The following is a 22,536-nucleotide window of genomic DNA, read 5'->3' as shown; positions in this document are numbered from 1 at the left end:
GCGAAAAATTGCCAGTCTCATGTATCGCAAAGAATTCAGAGCGCGTGACAGATGCGAAGTGCGCGACCAGTGGTGCGCTTGGCGCACCTCTTCATGCGTCGTAGGCCCCTTCGCCGATGCGGTCGCGACATGGTCAAGTCGAAGCTGCAGGAAAGCCTACCCGCCGGACCGGCGAACGCGCATTCTACGGGCTTGAGCGCTGCAACACAGAGGGGAGAAGGCATTCATGAGAGTGACGACTATAGCTGCCGGACTGTTGGGCCTGGCTTTGTCAACTGGATGTACATCCAACGCGCAGGAATGGGATATTACCCAAACTGGGCAGCCCAATCAGGAGGTCGAACTCTCCCTGACAGAAGGAACCTGGATAAGTGTTGCTGTCAGTCCGGTTGGCGACACGATTGTGTTCGACGTGTTGGGAGACATTTACTCAATGCCAGCAGCGGGCGGTGCCGCTGAATTGGTGCATGGCGGGCCTGCCATTCAGCATTCGCCGGTATTCAGTCCGGATGGTGCACGCATTGCGTACATCAGTGATGTCGACGGGTCCGATAATATCTGGACGTCGGACCCAGACGGCAGCAATCTCGTTCAGGTCTCGTCCGAGAGCACGCTTGCATTGGTCGATCCATCCTGGAGTGTGGATGGCCGAACCATTGTTGCGGCCCGCATGTTCGATACGGCGAACCGGCTCCATTCCTCTGAATTGGTAACCTATCCTGCTAGTGGGGGTGATGCAGAACAGATCGTCCCGATGCCAGAGAATGGCGAAAACGTGCATGATGCCGTCTATTCACCTGATGGTCAGTTCCTGTACTTCGTCGAGAAAATGACCCCGCCGCATGCGTCCACTGTATATGTGGATGCCAACCACAAGAATTTTGCCATTCGCCGGAAAAGTCTCGAAACCGGCGAGATCAAAACCATCGTGGGAGGTTTTGGGGGCGCCATGACTCCGTCCATGTCGCCCGACGGCAGTAAAATGGCCTTTGTCCGCCGGGTCAAAGATCAAACAATGCTGTTCACGTACGATTTTGTGACACGCGCCCAAATACCGGTGTTTGATGGATTGGACCGGGATGGGCAGGCTGATTTTCTGGGGCAGGGCACATATTACCCCCGATTTTCCTGGTTTCCCGACGGCAAGGCAATCGCGATATGGGCAGGCGGAAAAATCATGCGCGTTGACATCGATAGCGGGCGCGCGAATGAGATTCCATTCTCGCTGACGGCTAGGCATCGATTGATCGAGCCTGCTCGATTCACACAAGACCTTGCTCCGGATACGTTACGTGTGAAGGCGATTTCACGACTGGCCCTGTCGCCCGACGAGCAGATGCTTGCGTTCAGTGCGCTTGGACGCATATGGCGACAGGATGTTTCCGGCAATCCGCCGGAGCACTTGTCGGCGACGGAAGCTTCACAATCGGAGCCAGCCTTCTCCCCCGATGGACGAACCATCGCGTTCATCGAATGGGATGACGTATTGGGCGGGACCCTGAAGGTGAAATCCGACAATGGAAAAGTGTCCACACTGTTCAAGTCTACCGGTATTGTGCGTGAACCTTCGTTTTCGCCCGATGGATCGTTGATCATGTTCCAGATTGCATCGGGCGACGATTGTCTCGGCGGTCACATGGCGGACCCTGGAATTTACCGGATTCCTGCCGAGGGGGGCGAAGCAATTCCGTTGGGCATCGTCGGTGGCAATCCGAGATTCTCTCCCGATGGAGAGCGTGTGTACTTCACGACAGAGGCCTATATTGACGAGACGCTCGTCACGACACTCGAAAGCGTATCGATCCATGGGGGTGACCATGAAGTGCACCTGCGAACGCAGGATTCAGACACGAGTGAGTTGAAGCTTAGCCCGGACCTGAACTGGCTCGCTTATCGGCACTATCAAACATATTACGTTGCACCCTTTGACCCGGCCGCAGAGGGCGGAGTGTTCGATGCTGATAGCGGCACGCGACTGACAGATGCGGGAGGGTATGAGCTCATCTGGGCTCGAGACTCAGATAGCGTATTCTGGGCGTTTGGTCCTGATGTTTACCGAGCCTCCGTGAATGCGGATGGCGCCGACCCCACTCTGTTCGCGCGGGTAGAATTGCGCGTTCCAGTGGATCGCCCCAGCGGCAAGACCGCTTTCGTGGGCGGCCGGATTATCACCCTGGATCAGGGAGGGGTCATCGAGCACGGCACACTTGTTGTGGACGGAAACCGAATTGTTGCAGTTGGACCTACCGGTGAAATCGGTGTTCCCAGCGATGCTCATGTGATTGACGCGACCGGAAAAACCTTGATGCCAGGCCTTGTGGACATGCATGGGCATCTGGATGGATGTTATTATGCGTCGGCAGGGCTGTTGCCGCAGCAGCAAGCATCTCGCTATGCGGCGCTCTCTTTCGGAATTACCACGAACTACGATCCCTATACATCGGAGCTTCCGACCTACGGGGTTACCGAGATGACCCAAGCTGGTGCAATGGTAGGCCCCCGCACCATTGCGGTCGGGAGCGTTATTTTCGGTCGAAAGCGTAAATATGACCCGGTCTATGTGCCAATTGAGACCTATGCGGATGCCGAAGCGGTGATGGACCGCAAGAATGCATTGGGTGGTACGATCATCAAAAGCTACCGACAGATCCAGCGCAAGCAACGTCAAATGCTGGTGAAGGCTGGGCGTGAAAACGGCATCATGGTGGACGTCGAGGGAGAGAGCCACTTTTTCAATGGCATCACGGCCATTCTGGACGGGAATCTGAACCTCCAGCACAATGTCCCGGTTGAGACGCTCTATGATGATTTCATCCAGTTGATGGCGAAATCGGATGTGGCGCATACGCCGACCCTGATCGTTCTCTTCGGGGAGTTGATGGGAGAAAACTATCTCTATAATTCGTCTCGGCTTTGGGAAGACCCGCGGGTCGATGCCTATGTTCAGACGACGACGAGTTCTTACAGCCCATTGGCAGTCCCGGTCGGGGCGCCACCTTATGTTCGCGGCATGACAAACATACAGGCAGCGGACGAGATTTGGGACTTGGGGTTCCGCGCGGCTGCGCGTTCCATGAAGGCGTTGAACGATGCCGGTGGCCGTGTGAATGCCGGATCGCACGGCCAGGTCTACGGGCTCGCCATGCATTGGGAACTTCAATTGCTTTCAGAGGGCGGGATGAGCAATCTTGATGTTCTCAAGGCTGCTACGATCAACGGCGCCACGACGTTGGGACTTGAGGAGCAAATCGGTTCAATCAAGGCCGGAAAGCTCGCCGACATTATCGTTCTTGATGAAAATCCGCTGACGGATATCCGGAATACCGAAACGGTCTCGCGAACAATGGTGAATGGTCGTCTCTATGATTCTGTGACCATGAACGAAATTGGAAATCATGATCGTCCACGGCGACCGTTCTACTGGGAAGTCAATGATGTGCCCAAACATATAAACTGGAAGCCGGCCTGGGGCGAGCACTGAGCGCTTTGTCACAGTTATCCAATGAAAGACCATTTTGATGAGTGATCTACCAAAAACCTCCGGAGCCTCGGATGTGGCGGACGTGAATGCCAAAGGCGCAGACGATGCGGTGTTCTTCGGTCACCCCAGGGGGCTCGCCTATATCGTGTTCACTGAGGCGTGGGAGCGGTTTTCCTTCTATGGCATGCAGGCATTGTTGATCCTGTACATGGCGACATACCTGTTCCTGCCGGAGAATTCCGGGAATGTTGCGGCATTTGAGCCCTTTCGCAACGTGTTTGAGGCGATATTCGGCCCACTGAGCATACAGGCATTGGCATCACAGGTTTTCGGAGCTTATGTCGGGCTCGTCTATTTCGCACCTGTTCTTGGTGGACTCATTGGAGACCGGCTTCTGGGCCGGACAAAGGCCGTGCTGGCTGGTGCCCTCCTCATGGCGATTGGCCATTTCTTGATGGCGTTTGAGGCAAGTTTTCTACTGGCATTGGCGAGCCTGATACTGGGGTCGGGGCTCCTGAAGGGAAATCTCGCGGCTCAAGTTGGCGGTCTTTACAAGAAGTCCGATCAGAGAAGGGATTCGGGCTATTCCATCTATGTATTCAGTATAAATGTCGGTGCCTTTATCGCACCCTTGATATGCGGGACGCTGGGCGAGGTATATGGATGGCATTATGGTTTCGGCGCCGCCGGAATAGGCATGATGATTGGCCTTGCCGTTTACCTGTCCGGCCGAAACTATCTGCCGTTGGATACGGTTGTGGAGAGTAAGGATCGTCCGAAGCTGGAAAAGGGCGACGGCGTTGTTATTCTGGCAATCCTTGTGATGCTGGGCCTGACTTCCCTGTACTGGACGGCGCAATCGCAAGTCTGGAATGCCTATCCATTATGGTTGAGATCAGATGTGGATCGTACCATCCTCGGAATGGAGGTCCCCGTCACATGGTTCCAGTCCCTCGACTCGTTGGCGGTCCTCCTGCTTGCGCCTCTGGTGCTGTGGTATTGGCGCCACCAGTCTCGCCGGAATGCGGAGCCTGGTGATCTGATCAAGCTTGCCCTGGGCTGCGCGGTGTTCGCGATTGCGTTTGCACTGCTCGGGTTGGGGGGCGTGCTATCTGCCGGGAATTCGGTGGCCCTGATCTGGCCCGTCATCTTCCATTTTGTCTGCGCCATTGGGTTCTTGTATGTTGGACCGATTGCGCTGGCTCTGACATCTCGCGCTGCGCCGGAGTCGGTGAACTCCATGATGGTGGGGTCCTATTATCTGGCGATATTTGTCGGGGGACTGTTCAGTGGCTGGCTCGCGCGTTTTTACGAATTGATGTCCGCCTCCGAATTCTGGCTGATGCACGCTGCGATCGTGGGTTCGGCGGCAATACTCCTAGTTGTGTTGAGGCCTTTCCTCAGTCGATTGATGCGCCTTGAAAATGATCTGTCCGTCAGTGCTGACGCACCTTTCCAGCAGGAGACACTCTAATGCTCACTCGCCTTCTGAAGACCGTTTCGTTTCCCGCTCTGTTTGCAGTGGTCGCCTGCACGGCGACTGGCCAGTTGAAGGGTGACGAAACCACCGTTGTCCAAATCTGTCCCCAGGAGGATGCTGGCGGTGGTTGCGATTATTTCGGATTGGATGGGTTACAGAAAGCCATTGATCAATCCAGCGCAGATCGTCGAATTCTGATCAAGGCCGGAACATATACACCGACATCCTACCGGGATGTTCCGTTTCAGGATCTCCATATACGCGGAGCGGTGGTCGTTCGGAATCGGAATCTGAACATTCAGGCAGAGCCAGGAACCAAACTCGTTGGGAGTGCAGATTTTCCCTTGAGCGCGATCGTGATTGAGGACTCAACTGTTCATTTCTCAGGCCTGACCATTTCTGGATTCCACTATGCAGTCGCTGAAGATGATATATATGATGGGCATGGTATTTTCACCATCAACAGTGATGTGAGCTTGGACGGGGTTGTAATCGAAGGCGTCGCCAAGATGGCGCTGACGGGGCGCAAAGCAGGTCGGATTGTTGCGCGCAATCTGACTATCAACAAGTCTCATCTGGGCGTCTGGCTTGAGGAAACTGCAGCGATAGACCTGATGGACAGTGAAATTATCGCCAGCGAATCTGCAGCGGTCGCTGCTTATGGCGCGTCGTCTGCGAGCGTAGAGAGCAGCTTGATCAAGGGCAATCAGGATGATGGCCTCTATACTGAGGACACGGCCAGGATCATAAGCCGCCAGACCACCTTGCAGGACAATTCACCATTCGGCGCCCGCGCGTCTGGCGATAGTGTTATTATCATCTGTGGCGGCGAAGTATCCGGCAATACTGAAGACTACGGAGAAGAAGATGCGGGTCGCGTATACCGCGATGAGGTTGATATGTGTTCGCCGGGCTGAGGCCCACAAACGACTCCTCTACACATCTGTCCTCCATAAATGAGTGCCGGCATTCCGCCGGCGCACATTTTTTCGTACCTTGGTCGTATTCCTTTATGCGCAATCAAAAAGGCCCGACCTCCATAAGAGATCGGGCCAGTTCCGGGGTGGAGGTGGGATGATCCGGCACCTGACAGCGTTTCCAGATCATCCCTTTGCCATTGCCTCTAGAAATTATATGCAGCGCTGACGCCGACAACACGGGGACGTGTGCGGTTTGCGTTGGCCCAGCCCTGGTAGGGGTCAATGGATTTGTTCTCGTCGGTGAGATTCGTTGCGAAGATCTCCAGATCGAAGTTGCCGACGACGACACCTGCGCGCGCGTTTAGCAGGTTCAGGGCGTCTGAACTCTGCGGAAGCGCGGAGGCCACGAAGCTTGACCGGTCGATATAGGTGACTTTGTCCCTATGGTTGAAATCGACCCTGACGAATGCCGGATTGTCAGGCGTCAGGTCGAAGTCATAATTGACGCCCAGTGTATAGCTCAATTCCGGAGTGTAGTCGGTTGGATCACCAACCTGGTTCACCTGGTCGGTATCCGCTGTTTCCACGATCTCGCTGTCGAGATATGAGGCGTTGGCCGAAAGGGTGAGACCGGACATGGGTTGATATGCAAGGCCGGCCTCGATGCCTTTAACTTCCACCTTGCCGATATTGCTGGATTCTCCGAGGAACGCTCCATTCACCTCGGTCAATCGACGGCGAACCATGTCCTTGTACTCGGTGAAGAAGGCCGCAACATCATACTGGAAGTTGCGAGTATTTCCTTTCGTACCGATTTCATATGTAAGAATGTTTTCTGGCTCGTACGGATCGAATGGCGCGGAGTTGAAACCGCCGCTTCTGAATCCCGATCCAGCACTCGCATAGATCGTCGCGTCTTCATCATACTGGTAGGTCATGTAGGCACGTGGGTCCAACGACTGGAATGTATCTGCCAGTTCCGTGCCCGTGCCGGGTGCATATTCAATCAGGCTGGTCTGCTCATCGTGGAAATAGCGCATGCCGGCGCCGAGGGTCAGCTTTTCCGTTACATCGAATGAGCCGTCCGCAAACAGAGAGTATGATTCGGACGACGAAGCGGAATAGTAGAACAGATCGTCATACAGAACGCCGCCACCTTGATACAGGTCGCCACCAGGTGCGTATGCGTACTCATAGTCCGCAGTCAGGGAGCGTTCTCCGTCGCTATAGTAGGCGCCGACCGTCCAGGCGTAGTGGTCTGATGCATCCGAAAGTCGAACTTCCTGAGAAAACTGTTCAGCTTCTACAAAGCGATCATCATTCCCTTCAACAAATCCGTACGAGTAATTTCCTTCGCGCGCGATATAGGAGAACGGGTACTGGTGGTCATGGTCGATCTGCGTAGTTGAGGAGGTCAGTTCCGCAAAGCCGAAATCATAGGACAGTTCCAGATTGTAGATGTTGAAGTCGAACTTCTTCGGAATCATCACCTTGCTGCGGTCAGGACCCACATCGACCGTACGATCTGCTTCTTCATACCCCATGCCGAGTTCGGTCTCTGCGCGCTGGATCTGGACCATCGCCTTGGCCGAGAAGTTTTCCGTAGGCACCCAGAGAATTTTCCCGCGCGCGTTCAGGAGTTCGGTGCCATTGCCGTCCTCGATGCCTGCCTCGGGTTGGTCGATCCAGCCACCGCCATTTTCGACCCCTACCGCCAGACGGACAGCGAGTTTGTCTTCGATGATCGGTGTGTTGATGATGAATTCGCCCTTCTGGCCCATTTCACCTTCAGAGACCGTGTAGAGTTCACCTTTGACCTTGCCTTCGACTTTGTCGAGCACAGGATCGGCGGTGATGTAGCGAATGACACCACCCGCGGCACCTTGACCATAGAGTGTGCCTTGAGGCCCCTTCAGGACTTCCACACGTTCAAGGTCCAATGCCACAGGGCTGAGTTGGTCATAGCCGCTCAGTGAGAGAGGTGCCTCGTCCATGTACATGCCGACGAGGGCGCCAGATCCGGACTGGTTCGCCAGCCCACGGATGAAGATTGTGTAGCTACCCGGACCATCTTCCCGCATGGTCAATCCGGGCACGCTGAAGGACAAGTCCTGCACGCTTGCAACACCGAGTTTTTCCAGTTCATCCCCTGAGATGGACTCGATGGCCATGGGGACGTCGATCAGGCGCTGTTCCCGCTTTTGGGCAGTAACCATAATGGCGGACTGCACCAGTTCTGTATCATCGGCCGGAGCGTCAGCTGTTTGAGCATGCGCGCTCGCGGCATGCATCAGCGCAATAATCGCGCTCCCCGATGTCCAAAGATATTTAAGTTTCATGTGTTCTCCCGCTCGCTTTTGCTACATTGCATCCGAGTAAGACGGACAAACGAAAATTTGTGCAGATGCTAAAAGTGAATTGCATGGTGCGGATTACGCACCCCTCATGTCGGGGATGTGATAGAGCGAGGTCAAGAATGCTCTGAGGCGTTGCAAGACCGAGAGCGCTTCAGGCGAATATTGCTTCGTCTATCAACGCGGTGTCGTGTTCGACGGTCGGGCACCCACCTGTCCTTCGGCACGCAGTCTTTCGACTGTGTCCGGAGAATAACCAAGCACAGTGGTCAACACGTTGAGCGTGTCATGACCCAGTCCAGGTGCAGCAGATCTGTATGTGACGGGTGTGTGGCTGAGTCGGATTGGGCAGGCGATTCCGGGCACGGGCCCGAGGGTAGGGTGGGGGGTGGTGATGCGTAAGCCCCGCGCCCCAACTTGAGCATTTTCAAACACATCAGACATTCTGTTAACAGGTCCTGCTGGGACTTTGCTGTTCTGTAGCAGGTTCATCCAGTATTTGGTTGACTGCGTTCCCAACTTTTCGGTCAACAGCGAGGTCAACGAAGTCCGGTTGGCCACGCGCGCGCCATTGGTTGCGAACCGGTCGTCACGGGGCAATTCGGGACAGCCAATTCGTTCGCAAAGGTCAATGAATTGTAGATCGTTTCCGACTGCCAGGATAATGTGCCCATCACGGGTACTGAAGACATCGTATGGTACAATACTTGGGTGAGCATTGCCCATGCGTTCCGGATTTTCTCCTGTTGAGAGAAATCCCTGTGACTGATTGGCCATTGCGGCGACGAGGCAATCAAGCAGCGAGATGTCGATAATCTGGCCTTGGCCAGTCCGCTCCCGATGCAGAAGTGCCGCCTGAATGGCATTGGCTGCATAAAGACCAGTCACTATATCGACCAATGCGACACCGACTTTCAGCGGCCCGCCTCCCGGCTCACCATCTGGAACACCCGTGACGCTCATCAGGCCGCCCATTGCTTGGATCAACAGGTCATATCCTGGTTGGTCAGCATAAGGGCCCGTCTGGCCAAAGCCTGTTATGGAGCAATAGATGAGACGGGGGTTGAGAAGCCTGAGCGAGGCGGCATCCAATCCATATTTTTTAAGCGTACCTGTCTTGAAGTTCTCGACGAGCACGTCGCTTGAAACCGACAGCTCGCGAATCACGCTCTGACCAGCCTCCGTCGAAATGTCGACACAGACCGACTTCTTGTTGCGATTGGCGCTTAAAAAATATGAGGCTTCACGGGTATCGCCATCCTCACCGAATTGAAAAGGAGGCCCCCAGCTTCGTGTGTCATCTCCACGCACTGGATGCTCGATTTTGATGACTTCAGCCCCCAGGTCTCCCAGAAGTTGGGTTGCCCAAGGCCCGGCAAGAACTCTGCTCAGATCCAGAACTCGCAAACCGTCAAGTGCGTTCGCCATATCAACTGAACGCCGCAATTCCGGTTTGTGCCCGCCCAAGGATCAATGCGTGAATGTCGTGGGTGCCTTCGTACGTGTTGACCGCTTCGAGGTTGCACATGTGGCGCATCACGTGGAATTCATCCGATACGCCGTTGCCACCATGCATGTCGCGGGCTGCCCGCGCGATATCAAGGGCTTTTCCGGTACTGTTTCGTTTGATCAAGGAAATCATCTCGGGCGTGGCAGAGTTGGTTTCGAACAGTCGCCCGACCTTCAGGCATGCTTGGAGTCCTATCGAGATTTCCGTTTGCATATCGGCCAGTTTCTTTTGAATGAGCTGGTTCGCCGCAAGTGGTCGCCCGAACTGGTTCCGATCCATTGTATAGGAGCGCGAAGACATCCAGCAGCTACGCGCGGCGCCAAGTGCTCCCCAAGCAATTCCGAACCGGGCCTTGTTGAGACATCCGAATGGACCAGACAAACCTTGTGCATTCGGGAGCAAATGGTCATGCGGCACGAACACGTCGTCCATGACGATTTCGCCCGTGATTGATGCGCGCAGGGCGAGCTTTCCCTGGATCTCCGGAGTGGAAAGGCCCTCCATACCACGCTCGAGCACAAAACCGCGGATCGTGCCATCCAGCTTCGCCCATACGACGAGCACGTCAGCAATAGGGCTGTTCGTGATCCACATCTTCGCACCGTTCAGGCGATACCCGCCCTCTACAGCAACAGCGCGAGTTGACATATTACCAGGGTCGGAACCATGGTCTGGCTCTGTGAGCCCGAAACACCCGACCAATTCGCCCGACACAAGCCCCGGCAACCAGCGCTGGCGTTGTTCTTCTGTCCCGTAAGCGTGAATGGGATGTATCACCAAAGACGACTGTACGCTGAGAGCAGACCGATAGCCGGAGTCTACGGCCTCTACTTCGTGAGAGACCAATCCGTAGGCGACGTGACTGACTCCGGCTCCACCATACTCTTCAGGCAATGTTGGACCGAGCAGGCCCAGAGACCCCATATCTCTCAGGATTTCTCGGTCGAATTGTGCGTTGCGATTGGCCTCGACAATACCCGGCAGGAGGCGCTTCTCAGCGAAGTCGTGCGCGGTTCGTTGCACCGAGCGTTCATCCTCGGTCAGATCGGAGTCGAGCGAAAGGGCGTCGGCCCAGTCAAAGGCAGAATACTTGGTCATCTGAATTCCTGATAGATAGAATGAAATTTGGCCTACTCGTGTTCGACACGGTGTCCGATCTGTTGCCATCGTCCCGGGTTCACGATCACGGTGTCGCCGGTGAATTTGACGCTGAATGGGTAGCGGCCGCGGTCTACAGTGAAAACATCCTGCATTGCAGCTAGCAGTCTTCGTGGTCCGGCTTTGGTAATCTGAAACACGTCGCGCTCTCCGCTAGCCTCCGCCACCAGGTTTCCGTCTTCCAAACGTACTGTGAGCGATGCGAAATCGCTGAATTTGTATGTGCCGACATATTCCCGGAGTGTCGAAGATGGAATGACCAGGTCGGGGTCAGCCTTGGGCTGAGTGACCTGTTGGGGTGGAACAGCAGCCAGAATGGCATCCCACATAAGTTCAGATGCAGCCACACCAATTTCCATGCTGGGCAGGTTCATGCCCGGCCCAGCTTCAACTTCATTGGTTGAAACAGCGTACAGGACATCGCCATCGAATTCACTTGCAAAGGGTTGAATGCCACGCGCCATGGATGTGTGAACTTGAACAGCGAGGCGTTGAAGCTCCGCAGGGGACATCGCGCGATTGGTGACCACGACACTGATCGTCGTGTTCTTCCTCTCAAATTCCTGAGTGTCCTTATCGCCATTCCAGTCCGGTTGCAGACTGGCAGGTGCGGCTCCCATGAGGTCGGAAGCTTTCAGGGTTTCGGGCCAGTTTGTCCCTTTGTGGCAGGCGACGACATTGCCATCCCGGTCGGTAACGGCACCCAATGCGTTGACGACGGTGAAGACGGCAATCTTTACGTCGCCGATCTGCCGAAAGGCGCTGCCTTGTCCGGATCGTGCGTTGCACCCGAATATCCCGCCATTCATTGCCGAACGCCCTGCGCCAAAAGCGCCGTTCGGAAACACCCCCGGCTTTGCAGCGCGCAAGGCAAGTTGCGCGAGGCGTTTGTCCGGATAGATTTCGTTTAAGCGGCGCCCTCCAAAATCATAAATGATTGATCCAACAACAAGGCCGACATTGTTCCAATGGCCGCCCCGATAGCCATCATCCAATAGTGCGGTGTTTACTGCCGTGGCGGCCTCCAAGCCGTACCAAGAGCCACCGGACAGAACGATCGCATCCAGTTCAGGCTGCGTATAGCCAAGTTTGAGATACTCTGCATTCACAGTGCCCGGACCACCTCCGCGCGCATCCACGGCGGCGTTTACCTTCTTGCCAAATTTCAGAACGGTCAGGCCCGTCGGCCCATCTTCATACTGCCCAGTACCGATCTCCAGCATAGGCCAATCAAACTTCAGGGCACTTTCTCCCTCGAAGCCATCATTGATCAAGGGTGGAAGCTCGTTTTGGTCGTCAGGTTCTGCGGAAGCGTTTAGCGCACTCGTGGCGCAGGCCGCCAAGGTGAGAACGGAGATTGCAGCACCAATCGCGCGCAGGCCACGGAAATTGTCTCTCTTGATGCGCATGGTGATCCTCGATTGCTGGCTTTGAAAACAGATTACTTATGAAACTGAATGGCGGACAGATGCGATTTGGGAAGAGTGTGGTGCGAAAACCGCACCTGCTAGCTCGCTTGTTCAACATCCTGTGCAACGCGAAATCCGACTGTGAAATAGCCTTGCGATTTTGGACCTGGTAGTCGGTAGCGCGGGGACAGGTAGTCGCCAGCATCACCATAAGAGCCGCCGCGTATTACGTGTTTTCCGGGCGTTGTGCATGTCGTGCGCGCAGAGCCATCCAGCGGCGCACCGTCATAGGTTTCCTGATGGCAGTCTGCTTGCCACTCCCACACATTGCCACGCATGTCGTGGATGCCGAACCGGTCGGCCGGGAAGCTGGCGACGGGCGCGGTTTCCATCCATTGATCGCGTCCTTCCACGACGCCACCACAGCAATCGACCAGGCCAATATTGGCTTCGTCATGGCTGACATGCCCATCTTCACCTTCGACGCCGCCGGTTGAAGCCACGTATTCCCATTCGGCCTCCGAAGGCAGCCGGAAGGCCTCACCCGTCTTTTCGCTCAGCCAAGCTGTGAAAGCTTGCGTGTCGTCCCAACTGACGCAGACCACGGGGTGATCGTCGTCTTGCGCAAATCCGGGGTGTTCCCAATTCCTATCAGGCGCAATGTGCCAGGACTGGTTGTCTGTATAGATATTGCAGATGCCTTCCGACACGTAGCCGGAATCCTCAACGAATGATCGAAAGTCGCCAACGGTCACTTCGGTGACAGAGAAAGCAAACGGACTCTCAATGCTGACTTCATGACGTGGGCCGTCGATCTCTCCATACCCATAATCAACCGTTTCGCCCATGAAGAAGCTGGCTGCTTGAACTGTTGCCATGTCCGGTCTGACGCTTATTTCGGTATTATTGGAGCATGCCATAAGTGCGAGACTTGCTACGATCAGCGCTGAATATTTCATGTCTAGTCTCCTGACCATGTCCATTTCCAGTCGATTCCGTTTGTGGGTTGAGTCTCCCAGTAGAATTCCTTCCGGGGGCGGTCATAGTTGCCGATCTCATTCATTGTGTGCGCATCATAAAGGCGCCCATTGACCATCGTGTAGCGGACGCTGTTCGCATTGCGGATGTCGACGGTAGGATCCTTGTCCAGGATGATGATGTCGGCCAGTTTACCAGCTTTGATGGAGCCGAGCTGATGATCAAGTCCATAGGTCTTCGCGCCGTTTAATGTTGCAGCACGCAATATATCCAGCGGGGCCATGCCGCTTTCAGCAAACAGCAACATTTCCCAATGCATGGCGATGCCCGATGCTTGCCCGTGCGAACCGACATTTACAGTAGCGCCAGCTTCGGCAAGTTTGGTGAGTGATCTTCCGACGGACCGGAAGCCGATATCATAGATTTCATCGGAAACGTGAATCGAATGCATGCAGCGTACGTGCAACGGGGCGCCACCTGGGCCTGCAATCGGATTATAGGCATTGTTCACATCCGGAATGAAAGTCCTGACCTTGTCCTCCTTCCAGGGATCTTCATTCTCATAGATGAAATTCTCGCCAAACAACTCCCCGAAAGTCACGATCAAGGTGGGGGTCATTGACACATCAGAAGCGGCAATGAGCTTTTGGAGGTCCTCGTAATAGGTAGCCACGGGCAGGTTGTGCTCAAGATTTGTGTGCCCGTCGATAATCATACCAATATTGGTATAGAACTGACCGGCACCTTCCCCATCGACCATATATCCGTATTCACGGGCAGCCTGAAGCAAGCGCTGACGCTGCGCCCGTGTGGATAATTTGTAGCTTTTGAGGATTGATGGACCAAGCGCGGTGCGTCGCTTGAGGACGTTGCGTGCATCCTCAAGCGAAGCAAGCGGATGATAAACTCCGTCCGTACGGCCTTCGAGGCCATGTACAACCTGGCCGGACTTCAACCAGCGCGGACCTACGAGGTCACCCGTGAGCGTCATTTCACCACTCTCATATGACATGAGGTCGTTGGAGTAGGGATCGAAATTCGTAGTAACGCCATAAGCAAGTGCTGCAAGCCGGGTAGGGTGCTGTTGCGGCATGGTGCCAGAGCGGAAACAGCATTCAATATGGCCGTGGGCATCAAACAGGCCCGGCATCAGTGTCTTGCCCTTGATGTCTATCCGGGTCGCGTTCCGGGGTATCTTGACCTTGCTACGCGGGCCAACGACCGTAATGCGATTGCCTTCAACAATGACGGTGCCGTTCTCGATGACTTCGCCCTCAATCGGAATGATCTTGCCGCCAACAAAAGCAATCGTGCCTTCAGGCATGTCCGTCTGCATCTCCATCCGAATGGGTGTAGATTGGATCGCCGCTGACTGGGCGGCAGGGTCAACCGACAGAATTTCCGCTCCCATGGTCCAATAGAGTTTGGAGGCGTCTGGAGACCAGCTCATCTCGTATCCGCCAGTCTCGCTTAGGAGACGGGCTGAGGAATTGTTTTCCATCGACAGAACAATGGGCTCGTCACGGATGTCGAACGGCATGACATAGGGGCGATTGTGATACTTGAAGCCCAGCCAGGCCTGATCGGGGCTGAGGCTGAGATTACGTATGTCCGCGGTTTCAGCGATCGCGTGTTCCCGGGTATCGCTGCCATCAAGATTGATGCTCATCAGAACGGAAGCACGCCGCTCGTAGAAGGCAGTTTCGGCGAACAGGAACAGACGGCTGTCATCGGGCGAGAAGCCGGCCAGACCGGACGACGGGGAAAGGAATTTGGCGGTTTCTTCGGCCGTGCTCACGATGTAGACGCCTGTTTCCGGTCCAGCCGCATTGAACGACGGATCCGGTTCCATGATGCGATACGCGATCAAGTCTCCTGAGTTTGAGAACTGTGGCTCTCGGATCACGCCCCGACTTTCAACGATAGTCCTTTCCTCTCCCGTAGCCGCGTTGCGGATGACCAACCGACTGCCGGTCTGATCCGTCCAGCTCGTATAGACAATCTTCTGCCCGTCCGGAGACCAGGCAGGGTCGGATTCGGCTGCATCGGAAGTTGTCAGGCGCGCCGGTTTGGCTGGTACATCCATTTGGACCTTCCAAAGCTTGCCGACTGCACGGAACAGCATGGTCTGACCGTTCGGCTGAGGCGCCAGCTGCCGCAGCGTGCGGATGGCGACTTGTTCGGGCGCAAGGTCCTGTTTCACGCGAATGGCTGGCTGAAGCACGTGCCTGGCGGTCAGGCTGAAGGGAATTTCTTCAGCATAGGCAGATTGTGTATCGATACGAACAATCTTTCCCTTTGCCCAGATCGCAATCGTTCGGTTATCCGGAAACCAGTCGAAAGATGGATAGTAGTGTTCCTGTGGCAGGTAATCTCCGTGCAGGTCTCGCCCGAGTTCGTCATAGATTGGCTGTTCGTACCCGGTTTTCAGGTCTTTGACGAACAGCACGGTCTTTGCGCCCAGACGGCGAATGAAAGCTACTGAATTGCCATCGGGAGAGACTTGCGGAGTCGATGCACCACCGAAGCCGGAAATGGCACGACGCTTTTTCCCCGTCTCCAGATCCAGCTTGTTGATGGCGAAGTTCTTCAGGCCGGTATTCATGTAGACATAGTGATCACCGCCAATACGTTCCGTATAATAAAGATGCCGGCCATCGGGCGAAAAACGTGGCTCCTGAACATCCTTGCCACTCAGCGGAGGAGAAACAATGATCTCATCGGATGTGCCATCGACGTCGTAGAGGTGTATTTCAGAGTTTCGGACACGAAAGATGTCGGAATAGGTTTTCACTGCTGCGATGGATTTCCCGTCAGCGGCCCAAGCCGGACCAGCTATCATGGCGTGCGTTTCCCGCGTGATCTGGCGGGCTTCGCTGCCATCGACGCGCGATACCCAGACATTGTCGGCGCCACTTTCGTCGCTCAGATAAGTTAGAAATTGTCCATCCGCACTGAATTGTGGACTACGTTGTGCCGCAGAGCCTTGATGGATCGCGACGGCCCTGCCTCCTGATGCTGGCATCACGTATATATCGTTCAGAAGGTCGAACGAAATGAACTCACCGTCTGGACTGACGTCCAGGCTCATCCATGTTCCCTCCGACAAGTCCAGGTTGACGGTTTTAACGCCAGCATGACTGCTGAGGCTGTCTCCGGAGGCTGGGGCTGGGGAGGCCACGACATAAGCAAGGACGGATAAAATCAGTAAGCGGATGTGCATATTTTCTCTCTCCTACGAATATCAGGTTAGCATCTCCGTCAGTTGAGGGGTGATGCAATCTGTCGGCGGCCTGGTGCTCATGACGCACCGACCCTAGCGCAATACGCAGTGCCGGTGAGGTTTGGTTGCAGATACATTCCACACTTCACCACAGGAGATTTTCATGAAGCAAACAGTCAATACAGTGTGCGGCATTGCCATGTTGGGCATCGCTTTCAGTGTCGCAGGATGCGCCAGCCTGCCGGCGTCTGAAGCGCAAGCAACAGTCTCGCAAATCGAGGCGGAACTGCTGGCGGTTGATCGCGCTTATGAAGCCTACAATCTCGCGCATGGCTATGAAGCAGCGTCTCTGAAATTTGTGGATTTTGAAAAAGGTTTCATGATTGAAGCAGGCGAGGGGTTTCTGACGGGCCAGACGGCTATCATGGCCGAGCGACAGCTGGACACGGTTCCGTCGCCTGTTCACTGGGAGCCTGAAGGCGCCATGGGGGCAGCGAGTGGTGATTTGGGAATTACGTGGGGAAGTTTCGTCGTCGATGGCGATCCAAACACGACGGGTGATTATGTAACCGTCTGGCGGAAAGTGAATGGCGCGTGGAAGATCGTAACTGATACAGCAGTCGACGATCCTGCCGTCGCCGATTGACCATTAGCATCAGTTGCAATGCCAGTTCATCCTGCTTTTCGTGACTGAACTCCGTGGCACGGGACGCAGGGTGAGTTGATGACGGTGCCAATCAGTTTTGACCTCATCATGTTGAGGTCAGACTTGGCTTCTTGGCCAGTCTTGCAGCATCGCTTCAATGGCTGGCTCGCCAATCTGGCGATCATAAACACCGGAATAAATACGTATGATCCAGGCCCGCATCACATCCTTTGTGATCGCTGTATCCGTTCCATTCGGATGGTACATTAGATCAAGTGCAGGCGGTGTCTCGCAATTCAGTTGAGGCATCTTGTAGGAAACGCTTTCAAGCGTTCTGCACCCCAGTCTCTCATAGTAGCGTTTCCGCCTGCGTTGCAGTCCGCGTTCCGCCTCTGGGCCACATTCGGCCTCGACTTCGATCAACAAGGTGCGACCATGCGATAACTCCAGAGCATGTTCGAACAGCGCTTGTCCAATGCCCTGTCCTCGGCACCCTTGTCGTGTCGCGAGATATTCGAGAAGCGAGAAGGTGTTCTGATCAGGGAGAAAGATTACCGAAAAGCCGACCACCTGCTTGCCTCGCCTAGCCGCGATCACTGCGTAGTCATTTCGCTCCAACAGTGTGGCAAGCTCGGCCTTGGTTTTGCGCTCAGCTGCGGGAAGGGCGCTTTCATAGATTCCGAAGACTGCATCGAAATCGTCCGGGGCTGCCAGGGCCCCAGATATACGTGAAAGCTGCATGTATCGCTCCTGACAGGTGCAAAATGGACGTTTCCGATGATGCGCACACGATAGTCTGGTACCATGGAATGGCAGTAATTTGTAATCGGCGTGCAAGCATGAAATCGCGTTCCCGCCCTGGTTCATTCAAATGGCACGTCATGCGAGCGAAGCACTCCGGTTCGTTAATCAGGGCCGATCAGAGTCGAGGCGACGCCCGTCGCATGATCTACACTGCGGAGATTGAAAGTGTAAATCAGCTGCTCTCTGTACTCGTGGACGATTGTTGCCCTGGTCACCCGGAAGTTTGCTTGGCTTTGGCAAGCAAACAGTCAGCGCGTGACTGTCTTAATGTTCGATAAGGGGTGATAACTAGTGACGCCAATTTTTTGTATGCTGAGGGTGATGGCAGGTGTTCCAGGCCTTTGGCGATGCTGTCGGTTCCCGCCTGTGCAACCAATATGATTGATATGGGTTGATTGTCTTTGAGGAGACAATTGATGACACGCAAGACTTTGGATCATCTGGGCTATCCGCGATCCACCGCCAAAGAAGTTGGCGAGATCCAGCACGGTGCCGAGAGACGGCGCGAGCAGATGCTGCCCGGGAACGGCCCGTTCGAGCCAATACAGGAAGAGCCGGTAAGTCACTTCAAGGGTGAGGACGATTCAGTTGAACTGGGCCCCGAACCTGAAATCGGTCCCGTCGTGACTGAAAATACATTGGTTGATGAAGAGTCCCGGGACTCGTGATGACGCATTAACCGCGCAACATTGTCTCCAGGTCCGCAATGGACCTACTCCTTTTCCTGCGGGAACTTGCATTTTTGTCTAGCCGGTTCAGGAAGGTTTCAGTCCACCAATAGACGTCGTGCTGAGAAATTTTATCCCACATGGCCTGATGGCGTTCTATACGTTCGGTCAGGGTCATGGCGACGGCTTTGCGTATCGCGCCAGCAATAGAGGACGGATCGAAGGGATTGACCGTCAGGGCGCCAATGCCCAGCTGCTCTGCCGCCCCCGCAGATTCCGAGAGTATCAGTACACCGGGATCACTGGAATCCTGCGCAGTCACGTATTCTTTCGCCACCAGATTCATTCCATCGATCAGTGGTGTGACGAGACCAATCGCAGCCCGTCGATAGAGGCCTGCCAGATAGTCGCGGGGCACAGCGCGATGGATGTACTGGATAGGCATGTATCCAAGCTCGGCAAACTCTCCATTGACCTCACCGGATAACTGCTCAAGCTGGCGCCGGATATCCTGGTAGGCTTCCACATTTTCGCGCGTCGGCGATGCGATTTGCAACAGTGTAAGGCGCTCACTTTCGGAATCCTGATCTTCCAGAAAGCGCTGAAATCCACGGAACTTGTGAGGCAGTCCTTTTGAATAATCCAATCGGTCCACGCCGATCAGAAGTTTCTGGCCAGGGTCAATCCGGGGTGACGTCATTTCCTGCGTCTCGGCTGTCTGCCGGAACGTCTTCGCATCTATCCCAATTGGAAAGCTGGCCGCCCAGATATCCTGACCTTTGCAGCGGATTCTCCCGTCTGACAGCAACTGTCCGCCGAAAGTGGCGCGGCAAACCTCGATCAGTGCAGAGACATCGCGTTGGGTTTGCAATCCCACCAGATCGTACGCAGCCAACCAATCCAGCAAGAATTCTTTGTGAGACATCGCGCGTACATTGTTCGAGGATGGGAATGGCGTGTGCAGAAAGAAACCGATCGGATTGTTGACGCCCAATTTGCGCAGTTCCGCAGCGAGAGGAATGAAGTGATAATCATGGATCCAGATCACATCGCCTTTCTGGATCAGGTTGACAGATGCTTCCGCCATCTTCCTGTTGACGCTGCTATAGGCTGCGAGTTGTCCTTCTTCGACATCCAGAAGGTCTGTGCGACCATGGAAAAGCGGCCACAGGACGGAGTTCGAATATCCCAGGTAATAGTCGTTGTATTCGCCTTCCGGCAGATGAAGCGCGTGCCGGTCAAAGCTGGCTCCTTCATATGACTGGAGCGTATGCTGGCCTGTTCCGCTTTTCCCGGGCGTGGCGCCAATCCACACTCCCCCTCGCTGCTCCATTGTTCTTCCCAAGGCAACGACCAGTCCTCCAGACGGCGATGATCCCAATGGCAATCGGTTCGAAAAAACTACGAGTCTGGACACAGCATCCTCATCTTCTGGTTGATCAACGGCATTCCGGCCACAATGATCAACCAACTCGCTAGAGCTGAAAAAGTTGCGCCAAAATGAAGCAAACTGCCAGCTGGTAGTTGGCGCGAGCAATTGGAGGAAATCAGCATAGTGAGCGTTTTGGTGTGCTCTGTATTTGCTGAACTATGAGTGCGCAAATTCTAGTGTTCTGCGTCACCTCCCAACAAGATCGCGCCGATCAGACCGGCATCATCTCCCAAGGCCGGAGTGCAAATGAGGTCTTCGGCAATCGGGTAATCCATCCCGAGATAGCCGTTCATCTGACGAACGAATTCGACGTGTATGCGGCTCAGAAGGTGCGGCGCCAGCATAAGCCCTCCGCCCAGAATGATTCGGTTCAGGCGGGCTGTCAGGAACAAGCTGCGGCACGCCTGAGCCAGGTAATCAGCCGTGACGTCCCAAACAGGATGGTCTTGTGGCAGTGCAGTAGGCTCGCCGGCCCGGGCGTGCACCGCCGTGGCGGAGGCAAGCCCTTCCAGACAATCATCATGATATGGGCAAACGCTATTGAAGCTTGAGTCGAAGGGATGACGGTTCACAGGTATGTGGCCAAACTCTGGATGGTGGGGGTGTGCCAAGAGCTGATTATTGGCAAAAACTCCTGCGCCAATACCGGTGCCAATAGTGACATAGGCAGCGGAGTCCACATGCTTTGCTGCTCCGTATGCCATCTCTGCCCTTAGAGCGCCGTTCACATCTGTGTCCAGGCGAACAGATACGCCCATAGCAGAGCCGAACGCGGTCTTGAGGTCGGTTAGGGACCAACCGGGCTTTGGTGTTTGTAAAATGGTGCCATAAGTTGAGGACCGCGGATCGATATCGATCGGCCCGAAGCTGGCGATTCCGAACGAAGACAGGCGTTCGGTTTCGAAAACGGGCCGAAAAAAATTGATGCAGCTGGAAATAGTTTCGTCTGGTGTCGAGACTTTGACGCGAAACTTCTGAACGATGTTACCATTATAGTCCATGATGCCACATTTGAACGTGGTGCCGCCAGCATCGATTCCGCCGCGAAAGTTTCTGGTCGACATAACCCGATCCCCGATCATTTCAGAACTTCGAATATTCATTTGCAATCGATTGTATTTTTGTTATCACAATCGCGGAGGAGACAACAAGATGACAAGAACACAAGTAGGGTCTGGCAAAAAGGGCGTCTCAGTAGCGCTCGTTTCCGCACTCACTTACGCGATGTTCTTTATGTTCGCCATGACGACCGATGCGGTCGGCGAGATCATCAAGATCGCGCGTGTGGACATGAATCTTTCCAATACTGAGGCGAGCGCGTTTCATTGGGCAACAATGATTGCGATTGCCATGAGCGGGATCGGTCTGGGCTTCCTTGCGGATCGCTTCGGACGCAAGAAGACGATCATAGGTGGTTTGGCAATGTATGGCGTCGCCAGCGCACTTTTCATGACAGGCCAGTCTTTTCAGCTTTACTTTACCCTGCTCTTCATTTCTGGCCTCGCCATCGGTGTATTCAAGACCTCCGCATTGGCGTTGGTTGGAGACCTCGCGAATTCCACGGATGATCACACGTCACGTATGAACGCCGTCGAAGGCTTCTTCGGCGTCGGGGCCATCATAGGTCCATTGCTGGTAGTGTGGCTGACGGGCCAGGGCTTGTCCTGGACCTGGCTGTACATGATAGCCGCGTGTTTGTGCGCGCTGATGATCATCGCTGCGTTGGTGACAGAGTATCCACCCATTACCGGTGAGAAGGAGACGCCAGCGTCGGTACGACACACGCTGTCACTTTTGGGCAATGCGCACGCGCTTGGTTTTTCCTTGGCCATCGCCCTCTATGTCGCCTGCGAAGTCGCTATCTTTGTTTGGCTGCCAACCTTTCTCGAAGGGTTCACCGGAACCAACACCGCCATGATGTTTGCGGCATATGCGGTGATGATTTTCTTTGTATTGCGTGCTGTCGGACGGTTTCTTGGGGCTTGGATTCTCCGCATCGTTGACTGGAAGCTGGTAATGCTTGCGTTCGCGGCGATCATTTTTGGCTGTTTCCTCGCAAGTGCGCTGATCGGTAAATCTGCGGCGGTTTTCCTGCTGCCGCTATCGGGCCTGTTCATGTCGATGATCTATCCGACTCTGAACTCCAAGGGCATCAGCTGTTTTCCAAAGAGTGATCATGGCGCAGTCGCAGGACTGATCCTGTTTTTTACGGCCGCGTCGGCGGCTTTTGCGCCTCTGTTGATGGCGGTGGCCAGTGATAGGTTTGGCGGAGGCGACATGCGGATTGGCTTCGTCCTCGCGACAGGCTTTGCAGGCTTATTGTTCGTGATGGGGCTTGTGAACTGGATTGCAAACCCTGCAGCGGCCGCTCTCAAGGCTGCAGACCAGTCGGAATATTCCTGAGGATAGTTTATGAGTCGCCGTACAGCGCCGATCCCTGATCCATGCGATCTATCCTTTTCGGGAGACATTC

15 protein-coding genes are annotated in these 22,536 nt (G+C 54.8%); 6 read left to right on the top strand and 9 right to left on the bottom strand.

Annotated elements, in window-relative coordinates; genetic code table 11:
- Positions 1–226 precede the first annotated feature (226 nt).
- The 3 genes from L53_RS11305 to L53_RS11295 are packed head-to-tail and all read left to right on the top strand — an operon-like array spanning position 227 to position 5,878.
- Positions 227–3,481 carry an amidohydrolase family protein gene (locus L53_RS11305; RefSeq protein ID WP_084333391.1) on the top strand — a complete coding sequence of 1,085 codons (3,255 nt, stop codon included), beginning with the start codon at positions 227–229 and terminating at the stop codon, positions 3,479–3,481.
- A gap of 37 nt (positions 3,482–3,518) precedes the next feature.
- A complete protein-coding gene (locus L53_RS11300; RefSeq protein ID WP_084333389.1) occupies positions 3,519–4,955 on the top strand; it encodes a peptide MFS transporter in 1,437 nt (478 codons plus the stop codon).
- A complete protein-coding gene (locus L53_RS11295; RefSeq protein WP_034815435.1) occupies positions 4,955–5,878 on the top strand; it encodes a right-handed parallel beta-helix repeat-containing protein in 924 nt (307 codons plus the stop codon). Before L53_RS11300 ends, L53_RS11295 begins: the two co-directional genes overlap by 1 nt.
- A 206-nt stretch (positions 5,879–6,084) precedes the next feature.
- Here the strand turns inward: L53_RS11295 and L53_RS11290 are convergent, their stop codons facing one another.
- From L53_RS11290 to L53_RS11265, 6 genes are all read right to left on the bottom strand, one after another.
- The gene (locus tag L53_RS11290; protein ID WP_051607868.1) at positions 6,085–8,220 is read right to left on the bottom strand and encodes a TonB-dependent receptor; all 2,136 of its coding nucleotides are present in this window, start codon (positions 8,218–8,220) and stop codon (positions 6,085–6,087) included.
- A gap of 192 nt (positions 8,221–8,412) precedes the next feature.
- Positions 8,413–9,663: a CaiB/BaiF CoA-transferase family protein gene (locus L53_RS11285; protein WP_034815433.1), complete on the bottom strand. Its 1,251-nt coding sequence runs from the start codon at positions 9,661–9,663 to the stop codon at positions 8,413–8,415.
- Position 9,664: 1 nt separating this feature from the next.
- Complete coding sequence (locus L53_RS11280; protein ID WP_034815431.1) at positions 9,665–10,843, bottom strand: acyl-CoA dehydrogenase; 1,179 nt, start codon at positions 10,841–10,843, stop codon at positions 9,665–9,667.
- A gap of 32 nt (positions 10,844–10,875) precedes the next feature.
- Complete coding sequence (locus L53_RS11275; RefSeq protein WP_051607867.1) at positions 10,876–12,312, bottom strand: P1 family peptidase; 1,437 nt, start codon at positions 12,310–12,312, stop codon at positions 10,876–10,878.
- Between the two features lie 98 nt (positions 12,313–12,410).
- Positions 12,411–13,271 (bottom strand): SUMF1/EgtB/PvdO family nonheme iron enzyme, encoded by an 861-nt coding sequence (locus tag L53_RS16465; RefSeq protein WP_051607866.1) that lies wholly within the window; start codon positions 13,269–13,271, stop codon positions 12,411–12,413.
- Positions 13,272–13,273: 2 nt separating this feature from the next.
- Positions 13,274–16,513 (bottom strand): amidohydrolase family protein, encoded by a 3,240-nt coding sequence (locus tag L53_RS11265; RefSeq protein WP_084333385.1) that lies wholly within the window; start codon positions 16,511–16,513, stop codon positions 13,274–13,276.
- A 163-nt stretch (positions 16,514–16,676) separates the two neighbouring features.
- Here L53_RS11265 and L53_RS11260 point away from each other — a divergent pair, with 163 nt between their 5' ends.
- On the top strand, positions 16,677–17,159 hold the full coding sequence (locus L53_RS11260; protein WP_034815425.1) for a hypothetical protein: 483 nt from the start codon (positions 16,677–16,679) through the stop codon (positions 17,157–17,159).
- A 117-nt stretch (positions 17,160–17,276) separates the two neighbouring features.
- Here the strand turns inward: L53_RS11260 and L53_RS11255 are convergent, their stop codons facing one another.
- A complete protein-coding gene (locus L53_RS11255; protein ID WP_034815423.1) occupies positions 17,277–17,900 on the bottom strand; it encodes a GNAT family N-acetyltransferase in 624 nt (207 codons plus the stop codon).
- Between the two features lie 479 nt (positions 17,901–18,379).
- Here L53_RS11255 and L53_RS11250 point away from each other — a divergent pair, with 479 nt between their 5' ends.
- Positions 18,380–18,631 carry a hypothetical protein gene (locus L53_RS11250; protein ID WP_034815420.1) on the top strand — a complete coding sequence of 84 codons (252 nt, stop codon included), beginning with the start codon at positions 18,380–18,382 and terminating at the stop codon, positions 18,629–18,631.
- Positions 18,632–18,638: 7 nt separating this feature from the next.
- Here the strand turns inward: L53_RS11250 and L53_RS11245 are convergent, their stop codons facing one another.
- Together L53_RS11245 and L53_RS11240 are read right to left on the bottom strand one after the other, a co-directional pair.
- Entirely contained in the window at positions 18,639–20,048 is a 1,410-nt protein-coding gene (locus L53_RS11245) for a trehalose-6-phosphate synthase (RefSeq protein ID WP_051607897.1), read from the bottom strand.
- Between the two features lie 188 nt (positions 20,049–20,236).
- Positions 20,237–21,127, bottom strand: coding sequence for an ROK family protein (locus L53_RS11240; RefSeq protein WP_034815711.1), 891 nt, complete (start codon positions 21,125–21,127; stop codon positions 20,237–20,239).
- Between the two features lie 88 nt (positions 21,128–21,215).
- Here L53_RS11240 and L53_RS11235 point away from each other — a divergent pair, with 88 nt between their 5' ends.
- Positions 21,216–22,466, top strand: a complete 1,251-nt coding sequence (locus tag L53_RS11235; RefSeq protein WP_034815418.1) for a sugar MFS transporter — start codon at positions 21,216–21,218, stop codon at positions 22,464–22,466.
- Positions 22,467–22,536: the final 70 nt, after the last annotated feature.

Origin of the sequence: Hyphomonas sp. L-53-1-40 (assembly GCF_000682775.1) — a bacterium.
Classification (GTDB): domain Bacteria; phylum Pseudomonadota; class Alphaproteobacteria; order Caulobacterales; family Hyphomonadaceae; genus Hyphomonas.
Note: the sequence above shows the minus strand (reverse complement) of the source record. Positions and strands in the feature narration are given on the sequence as shown.

Bases quoted from the DNA above. Each gene is read 5' to 3' on its own strand.
- L53_RS11305 (WP_084333391.1), top strand. From the start codon at position 227: ATGAGAGTGACGACTATAGCTGCCGGACTGTTGGGCCTGGCTTTGTCA.
- L53_RS11300 (WP_084333389.1), top strand. From the start codon at position 3,519: ATGAGTGATCTACCAAAAACCTCCGGAGCCTCGGATGTGGCGGACGTG.
- L53_RS11295 (WP_034815435.1), top strand. From the start codon at position 4,955: ATGCTCACTCGCCTTCTGAAGACCGTTTCGTTTCCCGCTCTGTTTGCA.
- L53_RS11290 (WP_051607868.1), bottom strand. From the start codon at position 8,220: ATGAAACTTAAATATCTTTGGACATCGGGGAGCGCGATTATTGCGCTG.
- L53_RS11285 (WP_034815433.1), bottom strand. From the start codon at position 9,663: ATGGCGAACGCACTTGACGGTTTGCGAGTTCTGGATCTGAGCAGAGTT.
- L53_RS11280 (WP_034815431.1), bottom strand. From the start codon at position 10,843: ATGACCAAGTATTCTGCCTTTGACTGGGCCGACGCCCTTTCGCTCGAC.
- L53_RS11275 (WP_051607867.1), bottom strand. From the start codon at position 12,312: ATGCGCATCAAGAGAGACAATTTCCGTGGCCTGCGCGCGATTGGTGCT.
- L53_RS16465 (WP_051607866.1), bottom strand. From the start codon at position 13,271: ATGAAATATTCAGCGCTGATCGTAGCAAGTCTCGCACTTATGGCATGC.
- L53_RS11265 (WP_084333385.1), bottom strand. From the start codon at position 16,513: ATGCACATCCGCTTACTGATTTTATCCGTCCTTGCTTATGTCGTGGCC.
- L53_RS11260 (WP_034815425.1), top strand. From the start codon at position 16,677: ATGAAGCAAACAGTCAATACAGTGTGCGGCATTGCCATGTTGGGCATC.
- L53_RS11255 (WP_034815423.1), bottom strand. From the start codon at position 17,900: ATGCAGCTTTCACGTATATCTGGGGCCCTGGCAGCCCCGGACGATTTC.
- L53_RS11250 (WP_034815420.1), top strand. From the start codon at position 18,380: ATGACACGCAAGACTTTGGATCATCTGGGCTATCCGCGATCCACCGCC.
- L53_RS11240 (WP_034815711.1), bottom strand. From the start codon at position 21,127: ATGTCGACCAGAAACTTTCGCGGCGGAATCGATGCTGGCGGCACCACG.
- L53_RS11235 (WP_034815418.1), top strand. From the start codon at position 21,216: ATGACAAGAACACAAGTAGGGTCTGGCAAAAAGGGCGTCTCAGTAGCG.